Annotated in this window: 18 protein-coding genes and 1 pseudogene; 10 read left to right on the top strand and 9 right to left on the bottom strand. The window is 73.1% G+C overall.

All coding sequences use genetic code 11. The annotated features are described in order from the left end of the window. Window positions 1-255: 255 nt before the first annotated feature. The gene (locus AC6JBM_RS16420) at window positions 256-3,399 is read right to left on the bottom strand and encodes a glycosyl hydrolase family 95 catalytic domain-containing protein (RefSeq protein ID WP_497984457.1); all 3,144 of its coding nucleotides are present in this window, start codon (window positions 3,397-3,399) and stop codon (window positions 256-258) included. 242 nt (window positions 3,400-3,641) lie between these two features. Between AC6JBM_RS16420 and AC6JBM_RS16415 the strand changes: the two genes are divergently transcribed. After that, window positions 3,642-3,821, top strand: a complete 180-nt coding sequence (locus AC6JBM_RS16415) for a hypothetical protein (RefSeq protein WP_497984456.1) — start codon at window positions 3,642-3,644, stop codon at window positions 3,819-3,821. 7 nt (window positions 3,822-3,828) lie between these two features. Here the strand turns inward: AC6JBM_RS16415 and AC6JBM_RS16410 are convergent, their stop codons facing one another. Genes AC6JBM_RS16410 through AC6JBM_RS16390 form a run of 5 tightly spaced genes read right to left on the bottom strand, consistent with a single transcriptional unit; the run spans window position 3,829 to window position 7,016 of the window. After that, window positions 3,829-4,311 (bottom strand): SRPBCC domain-containing protein, encoded by a 483-nt coding sequence (locus AC6JBM_RS16410; protein WP_497984455.1) that lies wholly within the window; start codon window positions 4,309-4,311, stop codon window positions 3,829-3,831. Further along, window positions 4,308-4,631 (bottom strand): ArsR/SmtB family transcription factor, encoded by a 324-nt coding sequence (locus AC6JBM_RS16405; protein WP_497984454.1) that lies wholly within the window; start codon window positions 4,629-4,631, stop codon window positions 4,308-4,310. The genes AC6JBM_RS16410 and AC6JBM_RS16405 overlap by 4 nt, the downstream gene beginning before the upstream one ends. Window positions 4,632-4,656: 25 nt before the next feature. Then, window positions 4,657-5,316 carry a response regulator gene (locus AC6JBM_RS16400; RefSeq protein WP_497984453.1) on the bottom strand — a complete coding sequence of 220 codons (660 nt, stop codon included), beginning with the start codon at window positions 5,314-5,316 and terminating at the stop codon, window positions 4,657-4,659. Then, entirely contained in the window at window positions 5,313-6,425 is a 1,113-nt protein-coding gene (locus AC6JBM_RS16395; protein WP_497984452.1) for a sensor histidine kinase, read from the bottom strand. The genes AC6JBM_RS16400 and AC6JBM_RS16395 overlap by 4 nt, the downstream gene beginning before the upstream one ends. A gap of 57 nt (window positions 6,426-6,482) precedes the next feature. Beyond that, complete coding sequence (locus AC6JBM_RS16390) at window positions 6,483-7,016, bottom strand: hypothetical protein (RefSeq protein ID WP_497984451.1); 534 nt, start codon at window positions 7,014-7,016, stop codon at window positions 6,483-6,485. Window positions 7,017-7,139: 123 nt separating this feature from the next. Here AC6JBM_RS16390 and AC6JBM_RS16385 point away from each other — a divergent pair, with 123 nt between their 5' ends. The 9 genes and pseudogenes from AC6JBM_RS16385 to ptsP all read left to right on the top strand — a co-directional run bounded on the left by AC6JBM_RS16385 (window position 7,140) and on the right by ptsP (window position 14,293). Beyond that, on the top strand, window positions 7,140-7,721 hold the full coding sequence (locus AC6JBM_RS16385; RefSeq protein ID WP_350618198.1) for a hypothetical protein: 582 nt from the start codon (window positions 7,140-7,142) through the stop codon (window positions 7,719-7,721). Between the two features lie 9 nt (window positions 7,722-7,730). Further along, window positions 7,731-8,492 (top strand): DeoR/GlpR family DNA-binding transcription regulator, encoded by a 762-nt coding sequence (locus tag AC6JBM_RS16380; protein ID WP_497984450.1) that lies wholly within the window; start codon window positions 7,731-7,733, stop codon window positions 8,490-8,492. Further along, window positions 8,489-9,439, top strand: a complete 951-nt coding sequence (gene pfkB, locus AC6JBM_RS16375) for a 1-phosphofructokinase (protein ID WP_497984449.1) — start codon at window positions 8,489-8,491, stop codon at window positions 9,437-9,439. Before AC6JBM_RS16380 ends, pfkB begins: the two co-directional genes overlap by 4 nt. A 12-nt stretch (window positions 9,440-9,451) precedes the next feature. Then, a complete protein-coding gene (gene mtlA, locus AC6JBM_RS16370) occupies window positions 9,452-10,594 on the top strand; it encodes a mannitol-specific PTS transporter subunit IIC (RefSeq protein ID WP_497984448.1) in 1,143 nt (380 codons plus the stop codon). A 3-nt stretch (window positions 10,595-10,597) separates the two neighbouring features. After that, window positions 10,598-10,906 (top strand): PTS sugar transporter subunit IIBC family protein, encoded by a 309-nt coding sequence (locus AC6JBM_RS16365; RefSeq protein WP_350617982.1) that lies wholly within the window; start codon window positions 10,598-10,600, stop codon window positions 10,904-10,906. After that, window positions 10,899-11,333 (top strand): PTS mannitol transporter subunit IIA, encoded by a 435-nt coding sequence (locus AC6JBM_RS16360; protein WP_497984447.1) that lies wholly within the window; start codon window positions 10,899-10,901, stop codon window positions 11,331-11,333. Before AC6JBM_RS16365 ends, AC6JBM_RS16360 begins: the two co-directional genes overlap by 8 nt. Next, window positions 11,330-12,371, top strand: a pseudogene (locus AC6JBM_RS16355) (zinc-dependent dehydrogenase). The gene AC6JBM_RS16360 and the pseudogene AC6JBM_RS16355 overlap by 4 nt, the downstream one beginning before the upstream one ends. Window positions 12,372-12,381: 10 nt before the next feature. Then, window positions 12,382-12,660 carry an HPr family phosphocarrier protein gene (locus AC6JBM_RS16350; RefSeq protein WP_497984446.1) on the top strand — a complete coding sequence of 93 codons (279 nt, stop codon included), beginning with the start codon at window positions 12,382-12,384 and terminating at the stop codon, window positions 12,658-12,660. After that, window positions 12,653-14,293, top strand: coding sequence for a phosphoenolpyruvate--protein phosphotransferase (gene ptsP, locus AC6JBM_RS16345; RefSeq protein WP_497984445.1), 1,641 nt, complete (start codon window positions 12,653-12,655; stop codon window positions 14,291-14,293). Before AC6JBM_RS16350 ends, ptsP begins: the two co-directional genes overlap by 8 nt. A gap of 40 nt (window positions 14,294-14,333) precedes the next feature. On the opposite strand, the gene AC6JBM_RS16340 is transcribed toward ptsP, so the two are convergent. The 3 genes from AC6JBM_RS16340 to AC6JBM_RS16330 form a co-directional block, all read right to left on the bottom strand. After that, window positions 14,334-15,143, bottom strand: coding sequence for a polysaccharide deacetylase family protein (locus AC6JBM_RS16340; protein ID WP_497986472.1), 810 nt, complete (start codon window positions 15,141-15,143; stop codon window positions 14,334-14,336). Window positions 15,144-15,206: 63 nt separating this feature from the next. Beyond that, window positions 15,207-16,415 carry an RNA polymerase sigma factor gene (locus AC6JBM_RS16335; RefSeq protein ID WP_497984444.1) on the bottom strand — a complete coding sequence of 403 codons (1,209 nt, stop codon included), beginning with the start codon at window positions 16,413-16,415 and terminating at the stop codon, window positions 15,207-15,209. Beyond that, window positions 16,412-16,768: a YciI family protein gene (locus tag AC6JBM_RS16330; RefSeq protein WP_497984443.1), complete on the bottom strand. Its 357-nt coding sequence runs from the start codon at window positions 16,766-16,768 to the stop codon at window positions 16,412-16,414. Before AC6JBM_RS16330 ends, AC6JBM_RS16335 begins: the two co-directional genes overlap by 4 nt. Window positions 16,769-16,822: the final 54 nt, after the last annotated feature.

The following is a 16,822-nucleotide window of genomic DNA, read 5'->3' as shown; positions in this document are numbered from 1 at the left end:
GCGGAGGCAAGGCTTTCGATGCGTAGAGCAGAAGTTTGTCGATGGGTTGACGGCGGGATACCTCGGATGTTCACTGTCGAGTCGAGGGTTGCCCATGGTTCGGTACGCGGAGCCACCGCTACGACACCGGGCGACGCCCGTGGTGCCGCGACGCCGACGCGACACCACGGGGCAGATGCCGGCCGCGGGGCGCCCCGCGGCCGGCATCCTCGTCACGCGGCGATCAGGTCGAAGTCGCGCGGCGATCAGGCGAAGTCACGCGGCGATCAGGTCGAACTTCTCCCACGGCCCGATCGCGTCGCGGTTGGCGATGAGCGGGGCCGCGCCCGCGCTCTCCGCCGTCACGTACCGCCCGTTGACCGTCGCCTGCAGGCTCACGGAGTTGTCGGCGTTGCGGATGAGCCGGAACGTCTCCCACGACCCGGCCTGCGCGCGGTTGGCGACGAGCGGGTTGGCCCCGGCGTTCTCGGCGCACACGAACTGGCCGTTGACCCGGGCCTTCAGCGCGATCAGGCTGCCGCCCAGGTCGACGACGTCGAACTGCTCGGCCGTCCCGACGGCGGTCTTGGTGGCGATGAGGGGGCTCGTGCCGCCCGCGTCCGCGGTGACGTAGCGCGTGTTCACCCGCGCCCGCAGTGCCGACCCGGCCGGCGGCGGGGCCGTGCCCGTGGTGATCCGCAGCGCGTCAACCATCCCGACCGACGTGGAGGTGTTGACGATCCGGATCGTGTGCGTGCCGTTGGCCAGGCCGGACTTGGTGTAGACGGTCTGCTGGACCTGCCGGGCGCCCGGCGCGTTGAGGTTCACGGTGGCCTGCAGGACGTTGTCGACGTACACGTCCACGGTGCCCATGTCGCCGAAGCGCTCGGACAGCAGCTGCACGCCGGTGCCCGTGAACGTGTAGCTCGCGGTCGCGCCCACGGTGGTGCTGTGGTGCGTGTCGTCGTTGTAGTCCCCGTAGCCGCGGTTCGTGGTCTGGTACCAGTTCGCGTCGTAGGTCAGCGCCGTGTCGTTGACGAGCCCGGGCTGCCCCGCGCCGGCCGTGCCGAGCGTGGAGGCGGTGCCGGCGAGCGTCTTGACGCCGGTGTTGGCGGTGCCGGTCAGCTGCGTGTGGGTGTAGGACGTCAGCGGCCGGGCGGTCCGCTCGACGATGTAGACGGCGTTCGCGGCGGTGGCGAAGGTGACCTCGCCGGCCGTGCTCGTGGTCAGCACCGCGTTGTCGGAGGCGCGGCGGACCCGGATCTCCTGGGTGCCCCACGGGTTCACCACCCGGGCCGGCTTGCCGTACAGGCTCTTCAGCCCGACGTACTTCGTCTCGTTGCCCTCGCGCTCCGAGCTCACGAGGAACCCGTCCTTGGCCAGCAGCGTGAACTTCCCGCTGAAGCCCGCGTCGCCGGGCGCGGCCGGGAACACGCGGATCCGGTCGTCGTAGGACTGCAGGAGCGACTCGTTCGTCGCGGCCAGGTGCACGCCGAGGTACTCGAAGACGCCGTTGGTGTTGTTCGTCATGCCGTTGGGGTAGTTCTGGTACCGCTGCAGCATCAGCTTCATCCCCGCCAGCGCCTGATCGCCCAGGCCCAGCCGCGCGGCCTGCACGGCGTCGTTCGCCCACACGTTGCTGTAGGGGTTCGGCCGGGTGTTCCAGCTGGCGAGCGCCGTGGCGTAGTCGCTCGCCCCGATGCCGGTGAGGTCGTAGGGCCAGATGAGCTCCGCGGTCACGTTCTCGCCGTTGCGCTGCTGCACCGACGGCGGGTCGTGCGGCAGCCAGGCGCCGTTGCTCACCTTGTACGGCTCGAGGTTGTTCAGCACGTCCTGCCAGCCGGCGCGCAGGCCGGCGTCGAACCCGAGCTGGGTGCTCACCGCGATGGCGATCGGGAAGACGCGCCGGACGGCGGCCAGGTCGGTGATCGCGTTCCTGACGTCCCAGTAGGTCTCGTGCGCGTTCGAGGACGCCATGACGTAGCGGCCGGTCGCGGGGTCCCGGGAGAGCTTCGCCTGGTAGAACTTCACGACCTCGCGCATGAACGGGTACGCGGTGTCGCGCAGGTAGCTCGTGTCGTCGGTGTAGCGGTACTGCAGGTACATGTTGTACGCGGCCTCGGCGCCCGTCGAGTAGATGTCGTTGACGTAGTCCGAGCCGACGGTGCCGCGCGCGTTGCCGTCCCAGCCCATCGTCTCCGGTGTCCACAGCCCGTCGATCGCGTAGCGGGTCTGCGTGTAGGCCTTCAGTGCCGAGGAGTTGCGGCTGTAGAGGCGGTTCTCGGTGGCGAAGAGGTCGACGTGGTTGGAGGCGAGCAGCGAGTTGTAGACGTCGCGCTGGTTCCAGTACCAGTAGCCGTTGCTCCACTTCGTGGTGTCCTGCGTCGCCCGGAAGACGCCGTTGATGAAGTGGAACGGGTAGGTGCCGTGGCCGCCCGCGGCGATCATGTAGGTCGCGAGGTAGTAGACGTTCTCGAGGTAGTCCCCGGTGCCGGCCGCGCCGCCGTACTGCACGAACGACTTCGCCCAGAACGCGTGCCAGAAGCTGCGGTAGTTGTTGAGCGTGGTCAGGTAGCCGGCGCTGCGGGCCGCGGTGAGCTGGCTGCGGGCCTGCGCGACGGAGTCCCGGTTCGGGGCGTTGACGCGGCTCGCGGCCGTGAACCAGATCGTGTAGCTCGCGGTCGGCGTGATGGTCAGGCGCACCTGGCGGCCGCTGGTCACCTGGGTGGTGTAGGCCGCGCCCTCGACCGTGGCCGCGAGGGTGTAGCCGAAGCCGCCGGGGTCGCTCTGGCCGCGGCTGAACCCGGCGGCGCTCGCGTCGGCGAAGGTGCTGATCTGCTTCCAGGTGTCCAGGTTGGGTACGTCCGCGCTGTTGGTCACCGTCGCCGGGTCCCACATGCTCAGGTCGAGCGTCGTGGTGCCCAGGCCGGTGCGCGAGTCCTCGACGTGGATGCCCATCGCCTCCGAGCCGGGCACGCCGAGCACGGTGACCGTGCGGTTGCTGTCGTACTTGGTGGTGAGCGTGCCGTCGTAGAGCGACAGCCGCTGCTGGAACGTCGTGTAGCCGGTGTCGAGGCCCGGGTTCGTGTTGAGGTTCACGAGGCCGGCCGCGTAGGCGGACTGCTCGGAGGCGTCCACGTTCGACACCTGCATGGTGAGGCCGTTGCCGTTCCACACCATCGCGCCCGTCCGGCCGTTGCCGACGGTCAGGCCGTAGAGGGGGTTGGTCTGCGGGCTGTTGTAGACGACGTCGTGCTTGGACAGGTAGCCGGCGTAGTCCACGTCGAGCATGCCGGTGCCGGGGTTGAACGCCTGGTCGGTGGTCGAGGCGGCGGCGGGGGCGCCGTGCGGGACGGCGGCGAGTGGGCCCATGAGCGCGGTGACGGCCGCGAACAGGGCGAGTCGGCGGGTCTTGCCCACGTTGCTGCTCCTTCGGCAGAGATCGTGCGAGGTCCGGCCGCGACTCGCGCCCGCCGATGGGGAGCCGCGTCCGTGCTAGCAGTCAACATGGGAGGTCTGACGGTCGTCAATGGCCGAGCTGCGGCCTTTTGCCGGTCTTCAGTGTCGCAGAGATTGGATGACTGCGGGCGCGCCTCAAGAAGTTCCGGCGCGCGCCGATAACCCCGGTGTCGCTTGCACCCCGACAACTGTGAGCCTCGGACATGAGCCGCACGATCACCGGCGTCGCGGTCAGCAGCGACGACGCCTCGCGCTCGGTGGCCGCGGTCGCCGACGCCACCCGGGCCACGACGGTCACCGTGGCGGGCGTCGGCTCTGCGGCGGGAAGCCTGGCTCTCGTCTCGTCCGACCTGAAGGGCCTCGTCGGACGGTTCCGGTTCTAGTCCGCTCCTAGTCCGCCAGGGCCTTGCCGGTCTCGAGCAGCGACTTGAGGTCGCTGAGCACCCAGGCCCAGCCGCCGCCGGCCCCCATCTCCTCGAACTCGCCGGCCATGAGGCGGCCCATGTTCGGCGCGTCGCCGAGCTCGTGGGTCACGGTCAGCGCGGTGACGCCGTCCTTGCCCTCCTTGAGCTCGTACGTCAGCCGCGTGAACCCCTCCGCCGCGATGCCCGGGTCCATGAGCATGCGGAAGGTCTGCACCAGCCGGTTCGGCGGGTCGGCCTCGACGACCTCGCCGTCGACGCCGATCTCGGGCGCGCCCATGGCGAGCATGCCCGGGTTGGACCGGCCGACGACCGCGCCGCCGGGGCGCAGGTCCATCTCGGTGGGGCCGCGGTAGCCGTAGCGCGCGTTCCACTCGGGGGAGGTGATCGCCTCCCACACCTTCTTCGCCTCGGCCTTGATGTAGACCTTGTAAACCTGGGTGCCGCTCATGGCTCGTCGTCCTCCAGATGCCGTTTCAGGTCGAGCAGGGCCCGGGCGTGATCGCTGGTGTACTTGTCGATCCAGCGGTCGTGGATCTGCCGGATGGGCACCGCGTTGAGGAAGTGCAGCTTCTCCCGGCCCTGTCGCCGGGTCACCACGAGGTTCGCCTCTTCCAGGACCTTCAGGTGTTTCATCACCCCGAAGCGGGTCATCTCCAGCTCGGACTCGAGCTCGGTGAGCGTGCGGCCGTCACGCGCGAAGAGCAGGTCGAGCAGGAAGCGCCGGGTAGAGTCGGCGAGGGCCTTGAAGACGCGATCGTCGTCGTCCACGCCTCGAAGTTATGTGACTGATTGGTCACGTGTCAAGCGATCTCACCCGGCGCGCCGCGATCGCGGCCTGCATCCGGCTCTGCAGCCCCAGCTTGGCCAGGATGCGCGAGACGTGCGTCTTCGTGGTGGCCTCGGCGATCCCGAGCCGCGCGGCGATGGTCGCGTTGGACAGGCCCGCGCCGAGGCACTCGAGCACCTCGCGCTCGCGGGCGGTGAGCAGGCCCAGCGGCACGGGGGCGGGGACCGTCTCGGCGCGGGCGCCCGGGCCCGCGAACGCGGCGAGGACGCGCCGGGTGACCGCCGGGGCCACGACGCCCTCGCCGCGAGCGACGGTCCGCACGGCCTCGACCAGCTCGTCGGCGGAGGCGTCCTTGAGCAGGAACCCGGCCGCGCCCGCGCGCAGGGCGCCGAAGAGGTACTCGTCCAGGTCGAACGTGGTGAGCGCGAGGATGCCCCGGACCCCGCCGGCGACCAGCTCCCGGGTGGCGGCGACCCCGTCGAGGCGGGGCATGCGCAGGTCCATGAGCACCACGTCGGGGCGCAGCCGCAGCCCGATCTCGACCGCCGCGGCGCCGTCGGGGGCCTCGGCGACGACCTCGATGCCGGGCCGCGACCGCAGGATCAGCACGAGCCCGGCGCGTACGGCCGGCTGGTCGTCGGCGACGAGCACCCGCACGGTGGTCACGCCGCCTCCCAGGGCAGGCGGGCGCTGACCACCCAGCGGTCGCCGTCCGGCCCCGCGGTGAGCGTGCCCCCGAGCAGCGCGGCGCGCTCGCGCATCCCGATGAGCCCGGCGCCCTCGCCGGTCGTCCGGTCCTCGGGCAGGCCGGAGGTGACCCGGATGCCGACCGCGTGCGGTTCCCGGGTCACGTGCGCCGTGACCGGGCTGTCGTCGCCGTGCTTGAGCGCGTTGGTCAGGGACTCCTGGACGATGCGGTACGCGGCCAGGTCGACGCTCACCGGCACGTCCCCGGTCGCCCCGCGCACCTCGAGGCGGACCGGCAGCCCGGCGCGCGCGACGAGATCGTCCAGGGCCGCGAGCCCGCCGGGCGCGTTGTCCGGCAGGGCCTGCGCGTCGCGCAGGAAGCCGACCATCCGGCGCATCTCGGCCAGGCCCCGCACGCTGTTCTCCCGGATGACGGTGAGCGCCTCGCGGGTGCCGGCCGGTCCGAGGTCCGTGGAGAGCGCCGCGGTGGCGTGGATGGCCACGGCGCTGAGGTGGTTGGCGATCACGTCGTGCAGCTCGCGGGCCATCCCGGCCCGCTCGGCCGCGACCGCGTTGGCCCGGTCGGCCTCGGCCAGCCGCGCGACCTGCTCGGCCGACCGGCGCGCGACGGCGGCCTGGTCGCGGTGGTGGCGCACGTGGGTGCCGGTGAGGACGGGCACGACGGTGACGAGCGCGAGGAGCACGGCCAGCCCGACCGAGCGGACGTCGCGGACGACGACGAGGCACGCGACCGCGGTCACCACCGAGCCGACGACGCTGGTGGCCAGCAGCAGCCGGGCCAGGCGGGCGCTGCCGTGCAGGCAGGCGTCGTACAGCACCTGCGTGTAGACCAGCGGCGTCGCGAGCGACGGGCCGATCGCGATGTCGGCGGCCACGGCCGCGGTGCCGACGGCCACGGACGCGACCGGCGCGGTGCGGCGCAGCAGCAGGGCGCCGCAGCACACGGCGAGCGGGGCGAAGAGCCAGCGGGCGTCGACGTGGGCCTGGTACTGGCCGGTGACGTACATGAGCGACCCGGCCGCGAATCCGCTGCCGGCCAGGATCCAGTCGACCGTGCGCCCCTTCATCCCCCCGATTGCACCATCACCGGGCCCTCGGCGGAAATGCGACAAAGGATGTACGGGCTACGCCGCCGCGAACTCGTAGAAGTCGCGGTGCTCAGGTTTGCGCAGCGCGAGTTTGCGCAGCACGAGCACGAGCCGCAGCGCGATGACCCCGAGGGCGACGACCGCGACGGCGTGCCCGCCGGTGAACCAGAGCGGGAACAGCCGGTCGAACGCGGCGGCGGCCTCGGCGTGCTCGGCCGCCGACTCGCCGTTGGTGTTCTGCCCGACGTTGCCGGGGCTGTAGACGACGGTGAACAGGTCGAGGACGAAGCAGGCGGGCAGGGAGTAGACGACCGCGAGCCGTGCCCCGGGCCGAGCCCGGTTCACCAGGAACACCGCGCCGACGCCGACGACGGCGGCCAGCACGGCGACCGCGACGCAGAACACGAACCGCTGCCTGATCCCGTCGAACGGCGGATCGTCGACGACGGCCCACCCGTACTGCGCCGCGTTGGCGAGGAACGTCTGCCGCCCGAGGATCGTGATGACGGCGTCGGCCACGGCCACGAGCGCCGCGAGCCCGGCGAGCCGATTGACTTGCTTGCCGGCCATGTCTGTTACCCCCCCGTGTGATCGCCGAAGCTGGACGGCGAGAAGCGGCGTGCGACCAAGGATGTAGGCGAACCCTCAGTGGTGCCGACGCGGCCGGCGCATTCGGGCGGAAGGCTCGACGGCATGCTGATCGCTTGGATCGTCGGGTGTGAGATCGCGTTCTGGGTGTTGCTCGCGGCCGGGCTCGCGTGCCGCTATCTGGTGCGGCTGCCGCGGACCGGGGCCGGGTTGCTCGCCGCGACCGCCGTGGCCGACCTCGTGCTCCTCGTCGTCGCGGCGGTCGATCTGCGCGGCGGGGGCACGGCCGGGCGGGCGCACGCGATCGCCGCGGTGTTCCTCGGGTTCTCCGTGGCGTTCGGGCCGTCGATGGTGCGCTGGGCCGACGTGCGGTTCGCGCACCGGTTCGCCGGTGGCCCCGCGCCGCACGTGGTGCCCAAGCGCGGGCCCGAACGGGTCAGGTACGAGTGGCGCGAGTTCGGCAAGGCGCTCGTCGCCGGGGTCGTCGCCGTGGTGCTGCTGCAGGTGGCGCGCTGGTGGATCGGGGACCCGCGGCGGACGGAGGCGCTGCAGGGCATGACGCAGTTCGTGGCGTTCGCGCTGGTGGTGTGGCTGCTGGGCTGGCCGGTGTGGGTTTCTGTGGTTCAACTCTTGACTGCCCACATAAACGGGCGTAAACAAAACACAAGCAAATCGAAACGGCGGTGAAACCACATCATGTACGCCGAGGAGCGGCAGCAGGCCATCGTGCGCATCGCCCGCGAGCAGGGGCGGGTCGAGGTGGCCGGGCTGGCCGACGAGCTCAACGTCACGTCGGAGACCATCCGCCGCGATCTCACCACGCTCGAACGGGCCGGGGTGCTGCGCCGGGTGCACGGCGGGGCCATCCCCGTCGAGCGCATCGGCTTCGAGCCGGCCCTCGCCACCCGGGACGCCGTGCTCGTGGAGGAGAAGGAGCGCATCGCCAAGCTCGCGCTCGGCGAGGTCCCCGAGGAGGGGGCCATCATCCTCGACGCCGGCACCACGACCGTCAAGCTCGCCAACCTGCTGCCCACCGACCGGGAGCTGACCGTCGTGGTCAACTCGCCGGTCATCGCCACCGTGCTGGGCACCCGCACCAACCTCAACGTGCTGCTGCTCGGCGGCCGGCTGCGCGGCAAGACCCTCGCCACCGTCGACGACTGGTCGCTGCGGCCCCTCGCGGACCTCTACGTCGACGTGGCGTTCCTCGGCACCAACGGCGTGTCGGTCGAGCGCGGGCTGACCACCCCCGACCCGGCCGAGGCCGCGGTCAAGCGGGCGATGATCCGGGCCGCCCGCCGCACCGTGCTGCTGGCCGACCACACCAAGCTCGGCAACGACTACCTCGCGCGGTTCGGCGAGCTCGCGGACGTCGACCTGTTCATCACCGACAGCCGCGCCGACGCCGACCTCGTGGGCGACATCGAGGCCACGGGCGTGCGGGTGGTACGGGCATGATCGTCACGGTCACGCTCAACCCCAGCCTCGACCGGGCCATGGACGTGGGCCGGCTCGCGCGGGGCGAGGTCATCCGGGCCACCGCGGCCCACCTCGACCCGGGCGGCAAGGGCGTCAACGTGTCGCGGGCGCTGCTGGCCAACGGAGTGCCGTCGGTCGCGGTGCTCCCGTGCGGCGGCGACGAGGGCGGCCAGCTCGTCCGGCTGCTCAAGGCCGAGGGCGTGGAGGTCCTCGCGGTGCCGATCGCGGGCCGCACCCGCTCCAACATCACGCTCGCCGAGCCCGACGGCACCGTCACGAAGGTCAACGAGCCCGGCCCGGAGCTCGTCCGGGCCGAGTTCGACGAGATCACCGACCGCGTGCTGGCCCGGGCCGGCACCGCGGACTGGGCCGTGCTGTGCGGCAGCGTCCCGCCCGGGCTGCCCGCCGACGCCTACGCCCAGCTGTGCCGGCGCCTGCACGGGGCCGGCATCCGGGTCGCCGTGGACACCAGCGGCCCGGCCCTGCGCGAGGCGGCCGCGGCCGGGGCCACGCTGCTCAAGCCGAACCGGGACGAGCTCGCCGAGGTCGTGGGCGCCCCCCTGACCGACCTCGGGGACGTCGTCGCCGCGGCCCAGCAGCTGCGCGACTGGGGCGCGCAGACCGTGCTGGCCAGCCTCGGCGCCGACGGGGCCGTCCTCGTCGACGCCGACGGGGTCGTATCCGGCACCTGCCCGGTCGCCCGGCCGCGCAGTACCGTCGGCGCCGGCGACGCCCTGCTGGCCGGGTTCCTCGCCGGCGGCGCCCGCGGGGCCGCCGCCCTCGCCGAGGGCCTCGCCTGGGGCGCGGCCGCGGTCAGCCTGCCCGGCAGCAGGATGCCCGGCCCCGCCGATCTGATCCGCCACAACGTCACCATCCACCCCCGGCCGGACGAGCTCCGCCCATTGCTCTCCGGTCCGTCCTCCTGAAGGAGTCACCCCGTGTCGAGCTACACACCTGAGGTCACCGGCTCGGGATTCCGAGCCTCCGTGCAACGCGTCGGCGGCTACCTCGCCGCGATGGTCATGCCGAACATCGGCGCCTTCATCGCCTGGGGTCTCATCACCGCGCTGTTCATCCCCACCGGCTGGATCCCCAACGCGCACATCGCGCAGCTGGTCGGCCCGATGATCACGATCCTGCTGCCGCTGCTCATCGGCTACACCGGCGGCCGCCTGGTGCACGGCCAGCGCGGTGCCGTCGTGGGTGCCGTCGCCACCATGGGCATCGTGATCGGCGCCGACGTGCCGATGTTCCTCGGCGCGATGATGATCGGCCCGCTCGCCGCCTACGTGCTGAAGCTCTGGGACTCCCTCGTCGAGAACCGCATCCGGCCCGGCTTCGAGATGCTGGTCGACAACTTCAGCGCCGGCATCATCGGCGGCGCGATGGCGATCGGCGGCCTCTACGGCATCGGCCCGGTCGTCGAGTGGCTGACCAAGCAGGCCGGCAAGGGCGCCGACTGGCTCGTCGGGCACGACCTGCTGCCGCTGACCTCGGTCGTGGTCGAGCCGGCCAAGGTGCTCTTCCTCAACAACGCCATCAACCACGGCGTGTTCGGTCCGCTGGGCGTCGCCGAGGCGGCCGACAAGGGCAAGTCGATCCTGTTCATGATCGAGTCGAACCCCGGCCCGGGCCTCGGCCTGCTGCTCGCGTTCTTCCTGTTCGGCCCGCGCAACCTGCGCCCCAGCGTGCCGGCCGCGATCATCGTGCAGTTCCTCGGCGGCATCCACGAGATCTACTTCCCGTACGTGCTCATGAAGCCGAAGCTGATCCTCGCCATGATCTGCGGTGGCGCCGCGGGCGTCGGCACCTTCATGCTCACGGGCGCCGGGCTGGTCGCGACCCCGTCGCCGGGCAGCATCTTCGCCTACATGGCGGTGACCCCCAAGGGCGGCTACTTCGTCGTGCTCCTCGGCATCCTCATCGCCGCCGCCGTCACCTTCGCGGTCGCGTCGCTGCTGCTGGGCTTCGGCCGCAACGAACCGGCGGAGGATGCGGCCATCGGCCCGGACGAGGAGACCGTCGTCAACCCGGACGAGGCCGAGCACGCCGCGGCCAAGCTGTCCCGCCAGGAGGCCTGAGGCATGCCGAGCATCAACGGAAGCGACATCAAGAAGGTCGTCGTCGCGTGCGACGCGGGCATGGGCAGCAGCGTGATGCTCGCCAGCACGCTCAAGCGCCAGCTCGCCAAGAACCAGGTGACCGTCGAGCACACCCCGGTCAACTCGATCCCGGCCGACGCCGACGTCGTGCTGTGCCACAAGGGCCTCGCGGCCCGGGCCCGGGTGAGCGCCCCCGACAAGGTCATCATCGCGTTCCAGGTGTTCATCGGCGACCCCGCCGTCACGAAGGTCGTGCAGGTGGTGCAGCGCGGCGGTGAACTCAGTGGGTGACCTGCTCGCCCGCGACGCGATCCGGCTCGGCGAGCGGGCCGGATCGCGGGACGAGGCCATCCGCCGCTGCGGCGCCGTGCTGGTCGAGATCGGGGCGGTCGGCCCGGCGTACGTCGAGGCGATGCTCGAGCGCGAGCAGAGCGTCTCCACGTACATCGGCGAGGGCGTCGCGATCCCGCACGGCACCCTCAACAGCAAGGAGACCGTCGTGCGCGACGCCCTCGCGGTGCTCGCGTTCCCCGACGGCGTCGACTGGGGCGGCGAGGACGTGCGCGTGTGCGTCGCGATCGCCGCCGCCGGCGACGGTCACGTGGACATCCTCGCCGCGCTCGCCGAGATCCTGATGGACCCCGACCAGGCGGCCCGGCTGCGCGCCGCGACCAGTGCCGACGAAGTGCTCGACCTGCTTGTTTTGGAGCGATCGTGAGAGTTGTACGGTTCCATGCCCCCGGCGACGTCCGCATCGAGGACGCACCCGAGCCGTCGCCCGGCCCCGGCGACGTGAAGATCCGGGTGCGGGCGTGCTCGACGTGCGGTACCGACGTCAAGATCTTGAACTTCGGCCATCACCACATCGTGCCGCCGCGGGTCATGGGCCACGAGATCGCCGGCGAGGTCGTCGAGGCCGGCGCGGACGTGCAGGGATGGTCGGCCGGGGACCGGGTGCAGGTCATCGCGGCGATCCCGTGCGGGCAGTGCGCCGAGTGCCGCCGGGGCCGGATGACGGTCTGTCCCAACCAGGTGTCGATGGGCTACCACTTCGACGGCGGGTTCGCGGAGTACATGATCGTGCCGCCGAACGTGCTCGCCGTCGACGGCCTCAACCGCATCCCCGGCGGGCTGAGCTTCGCCGAGGCCTCCGTCGCCGAGCCCCTCGCCTGCGTGCTCAACGGGCAGAACCTGGCCGGCGTCGGCGAGGGCGACGACGTGGTCGTCATGGGCTCCGGCCCGATCGGCTGCCTGCACGTGCGGCTGGCCCGGGCCCGCGGCGCCGCCCGCGTGTTCCTCGTCGACCTCAACCGCGAGCGGCTCGACCTCGCCGCGAACCTCGTGCACCCCGACGCCGCCATATGCGGCTCGGAGACCGATGTCGTGGACGCGGTGCTGAAGCTGACCGAGGGGCGGGGGGGCCGACGTCGTCATCACCGCCGCCGCGGCGGGCGCGGCCCAGGAGCAGGCGGTGCAGATGGCCGCGCGGCAGGGCCGGATCAGCTTCTTCGGCGGGCTGCCCAAGGACAAGCCGGTCATCGCGCTCGACTCGAACCTCGTGCACTACCGCGAGCTGACCATCGTCGGCGCGAACGGCTCCAGCCCCCAGCACAACAAGGAGGCGCTGCGGCTCATCGCCGAGGGCGCCGTCCCCGTCGCCGACCTCATCACCCACCGGCTGCCGCTGCAGGACGCGCTCGACGCCTTCGGGATCGTCGCCCGCGGCGAGGCGATCAAGGTGACCGTCGAACCTTAGGAGGCAAGTCGTGCCCACCAGGACCGTCGTCGTCGGCTCGGCCAGCGGCCTGCACGCCCGCCCCGCCGCCCTGTTCGTCGCCGCCGCGGCGAAGCAGGCCGTGCCGGTGACCATCAGCACCAACGGGGCCAGGAAGCCGGTCCCGGCCCGTAGCATGCTGGGGGTGCTGTCCCTCGGCGCCAAGCAGGGCACGGAAGTGACCCTCGAGGCCAACGGCGACGGGGCCGAGGCCGCCCTGGACGCGCTGGCCGAGCTGCTCGCCCGCGACCTGGACGCCCCCGATGCCTGACCTGTCCGGGATCGGGGTGAGCCCGGGCCGCGCGGCGGGCCCGGTGCTGCACCTGGCGCCCCCGCCCGCGCTGCCCGCGCCGTCGCCCGTCGCCGACGCCGGGGCGGAGAAGGCGCGGGTGCGCGCCGCGGTCGAGGCGGTCGCGGCGGAGCTGAACCGCCGCGCCGACGCCGCGGCCGAGGACACCGTCGCCGAGGTGCTGCGGGCCCAGGTGCTCATGGCCACCGACGAGATGCTGACCGACGCGGCCGACGCCGCGATCGACGCCGGCTCGGCCGCCCCGCACGCCCTCGCCGCGGCCCTCGCCGAGCATCGGGCGGCGTTCGAGGCGGCCGGCGGATACCTCGCCGAGCGGATCAGCGACCTCGACGACCTGCGCGACCGGCTCGTCGCCGCCTGCCTCGGGCTGCCGATGCCGGGCATCCCGTCGCCGGGGCACCCGTTCATCCTCGTCGCGCGGGACCTGGCCCCGGCCGACACCGCCGGCCTGGACCCGGCGGTGGTGCTCGGCCTGGTCACCGCCGAGGGCGGCCCGACCAGCCACACCGCGATCCTGGCCCGCACCCTGGGCATCCCGGCCGCGGTGCGCTGCACGGGCATCGCCGACGTGGCCGACCTGACGCTCGTCGCGCTCGACGGCGCGTCGGGCACCGTGTCGGTGGGCGTGACGGAGGCGGAGGCGGCGGCCGTCAACGCCGCGGCCGCCGAGCTGCGCACCCGCCGCGCCGCCTCGCAGGGCCCGGGCCGCACCGCCGACGGGCACCCGGTCGCGCTGCTGGGCAACGTCGGCTCGGCCCGCGACCTGACCAGCGACGCTGAGGGCGTCGGGCTGTTCCGCACGGAGCTGCTGTACCTCGACCGCACCGACGCCCCCTCGGAGCAGGAGCAGGTGGCGGCGTACTCCGCGGTGTTCGCGGCCCTGCCCGGCAAGAAGGTCGTGGTGCGCACCCTGGACGCCGGCGCCGACAAGCCCCTGCCGTTCCTGCGCATGGCCGGCGAGCCGAACCCGGCCCTGGGCGTGCGCGGCCTGCGGGTCGCCCGCCGCTCGCCGGAGGTGCTCGCCACCCAGCTCGGCGCGATCGCCACCGCCGCGGCCGCGAACAGCGCCGACGTGTGGGTGATGGCGCCGATGGTCGCGACCGCCGCCGAGGCCGCCGCGTTCGCCGAGGCGTGCCGTGCGCACGGCCTGCCCACGGCCGGCGTGATGATCGAGGTGCCGGCGGCCGCGCTGCGGGCCCCGGCGATCCTGCGCGACGTGGACTTCCTGAGCCTCGGGACGAACGATCTGAGTCAGTACACCTTCGCCGCCGACCGGATGGCCGGTGACCTGGCGGAGCTGCTCGACCCGTGGCAGCCGGCCCTGATCGCGCTCATCGCCGCCTGCGCCACGGCGGGCCTCGAGGCCGGCAAGCCGGTCGGCGTGTGCGGGGAGTCCGCGGCCGACCCGGACTTCGCGCTGGTCCTCACCGGGCTGGGCATCTCCAGCCTGTCGATGGCCCCGCGCAGCATCCCGGCCGTGCGCGAGTCCCTCGCCGCGCACACGCTCGAGGAGTGCCGGCAGATCGCCAAGGCCGCGCTGGCCGCCGACACGCCCGAGGCGGCCCGCGCCGCCGTCCGCCGCGCCTCCAGCTGAACCCGGGGTGACCGGGGCACCAGGGGCGCCCGGCCCACCTTTATAGCTGGGCGCCCAGCAGGACGAACTGCAGCCCGCGGGCCTGCAGCGCCGGGATCACGGTGCGCAGCGCGGCGCACGTCTGGGAGCGGTCGCCGCCGCCGTCGTGGCACAGCAGGATGTCGCCCGCGGTCGCCGCGAGCAGCTTGTTCGTGATCGCGGACGTGCCCGGCTTGGTCCAGTCGCGGGGGTCGCGGTCCCAGTTGACCGGGATCATCCCGGCCTTCGCGGCGGCGCCGAAGACGGCCGGGGAGCAGGTGCCGCCCGGCGCGCGGAAGATCGTGGGCGTGTGCCCCGTGGAGTCGTGGATCTTCTCCTGGGCGCGGTCGAGCTCCTGCTGGACGCGGTCGGGCGCCATGGTGGACAGCTGGGCCGGGTGGCTCCACGTGTGGTTGGCGACGTGGTGCCCGGCCGCGACGACGCTGCGGGCGACCGCCTCGTGGCCGAGGATCTGGTTGCCGATCAGGCAGAACGTGGCCTGCACGTGGTAGCGCTCGAGCAGCCGCAGCACCTCGGGGGTCCAGGCCGGGTGGGGGCCGTCGTCGATGGTGAGGGCCACGGCGTTGGGCGGGAAGTCGGGGCCGGGGACGATCTGGCGGAACTCCTTGAGCGTGTACACCGGACGGCTCAGCGGCGCCAGGGTCGGCGACGGGCTGGGGGAGGGCGACGGCTTCGCCGGTGGCGGGCGCAGGGCCGGCGGCGGCGACATCGACATGCTCGCGGGCGTCCGTTGCAGGGCGATGGCGTCGCTCGCGAGGAGGCCGGTCGCCACCGTGGCCAGGCCGGCGCCGATCAGGCGGCGGCGGGACATGCTCGTCAAGACTCCTCCGTCGGGGTTGGTGCACCGTGCACTGAACCAGACGTTTCGTGACGATTATCCGTTGCTCCGCAGCCCGGAGAGGCGCCGAGTCAGAAATGCGCGCTCGACATCATTCAGGGTGAGGGCGATCGCCTCCTCGTAGGCCAGGGCCGCGTCGGCGGTGCGGCCGAGGCGGCGCAGGAAGTCCGCGCGGGCGGCGGCGAGGTAGCCGTACCCGGCGAGGGCGGGCTCGGCGAGCAGCGGTTCCAGCGCGGCGAGCCCGGCCGCGGGCCCGTCGCGGAAGCCGAGCGCGACGGCCCGGTTGAGCCGCACGACGGGCGAGGGCCACAGCGAGAGCAGCACGTCGTACAGCCCGCAGATCTCGGACCAGTCGGTCGCCTCCCAGCTCGGGGACTCCGCGTGGACCGCGGCGATCGCGGCCTGCACGGCCCACCGGCTCGGCGGCCGGCGCAGGGCCTCGCCCAGCAGCGCGGTGCCCTCGGCGATGCGGCCGGCGTCCCACCGCGTGCGGTCCTGCTCGGCCAGCAGCAGCATCCGCCCGTCCGCGGCGGTGCGGGCGTCCCGCCGGGCGTCGAGCAGCAGCAGGAGCGCGAGCAGGCCGGCCACCTCGGCGTCGCGGGGCAGCAGCAGGCGCAGCATCCGCGCGATCGCCAGCGCCCCGTCGGCCAGGTCGGTGCGCTGCAGCCCGGAGCCGCCGGGGGCGGTGTGCCCGGTCGTGTAGACGAGGTGGACGACCTCGCACGCGGCCGCGACCCGCTCCGGCAGCTCCCCGGGCCCGGGGACGCGCAACGGGATCCGGGCCGCGGCGATCTTGCGCTTGGCGCGCGTGATCCGGGCGGCCATGGCCGGCTCCGGCACCAGGTACGCCCGCGCCACCTCGGCCGTGGACAACCCGCCGACCAGCCGCAGCGTGAGCGCGACCTGGGCGTCGCGGGACAGGGCCGGGTGGCAGCACATGAGCACGAGGCCGAGCCGGTCGTCGGCGGGCGGGGCGACCTCGTCGGTGACGAGCAGCGGCAGCATCCGGCGCAGGTGCGACTCGCGGCGCAGCCGGTCCAGGGCGCGGTTGCGGGCGACGGTGGTCAGCCAGGCGCCGGGCCGCTCGGGCACGCCGGCCTCGGGCCAGGTGTCCAGCGCCCGGGCGTACGCGTCCTGGACGCACTCCTCGGCGAGGTCGAGGTCGCGGGTGAACCGGGCGGTGGCGGCCAGGACGCGGGCCCACTCCTCACGGTGGGCCCGCTCCACGGCCTCGGCGACCGTCACCCGTGATCCACGATCGGGCGGATCTCCACCCCGCCGTGCCCGGACGCCAGCTCCGGCAGCCGCGACGCGAGGCTCAGCGCCGCGTCGAGGTCGGGGGCCTCGATGACGTAGAAGCCGCCGATGGCCTCCTTCGTCTCCAGGAACGGCCCGTCCGTCGGCGTGGGCCGCTCGCCGGTGCTCGAGCGCAGCGTCGTCGCGGTCGCGGTCGTCTCGAACTCGTGGCCGCTGACCAGGCCCGGGCCGGCCGCGGCGGCGAACGCCCGGTGCCCGGCGTCCTTCGCCGCGCGCTCCGCGGCGGTCTCGGCGTCCCAGCGCTGCTCGTCGCCGTAGATCAGCAGGAGGTACTTCGCCATGTTCTGCATCCCATCCTCGAACGGTTGCGGTCACGGAGACGACGAACGGGGCGG

It is taken from the genome of Dactylosporangium thailandense (assembly GCF_059739745.1).
This window is presented reverse-complemented; position numbering and strand designations above follow the sequence as displayed.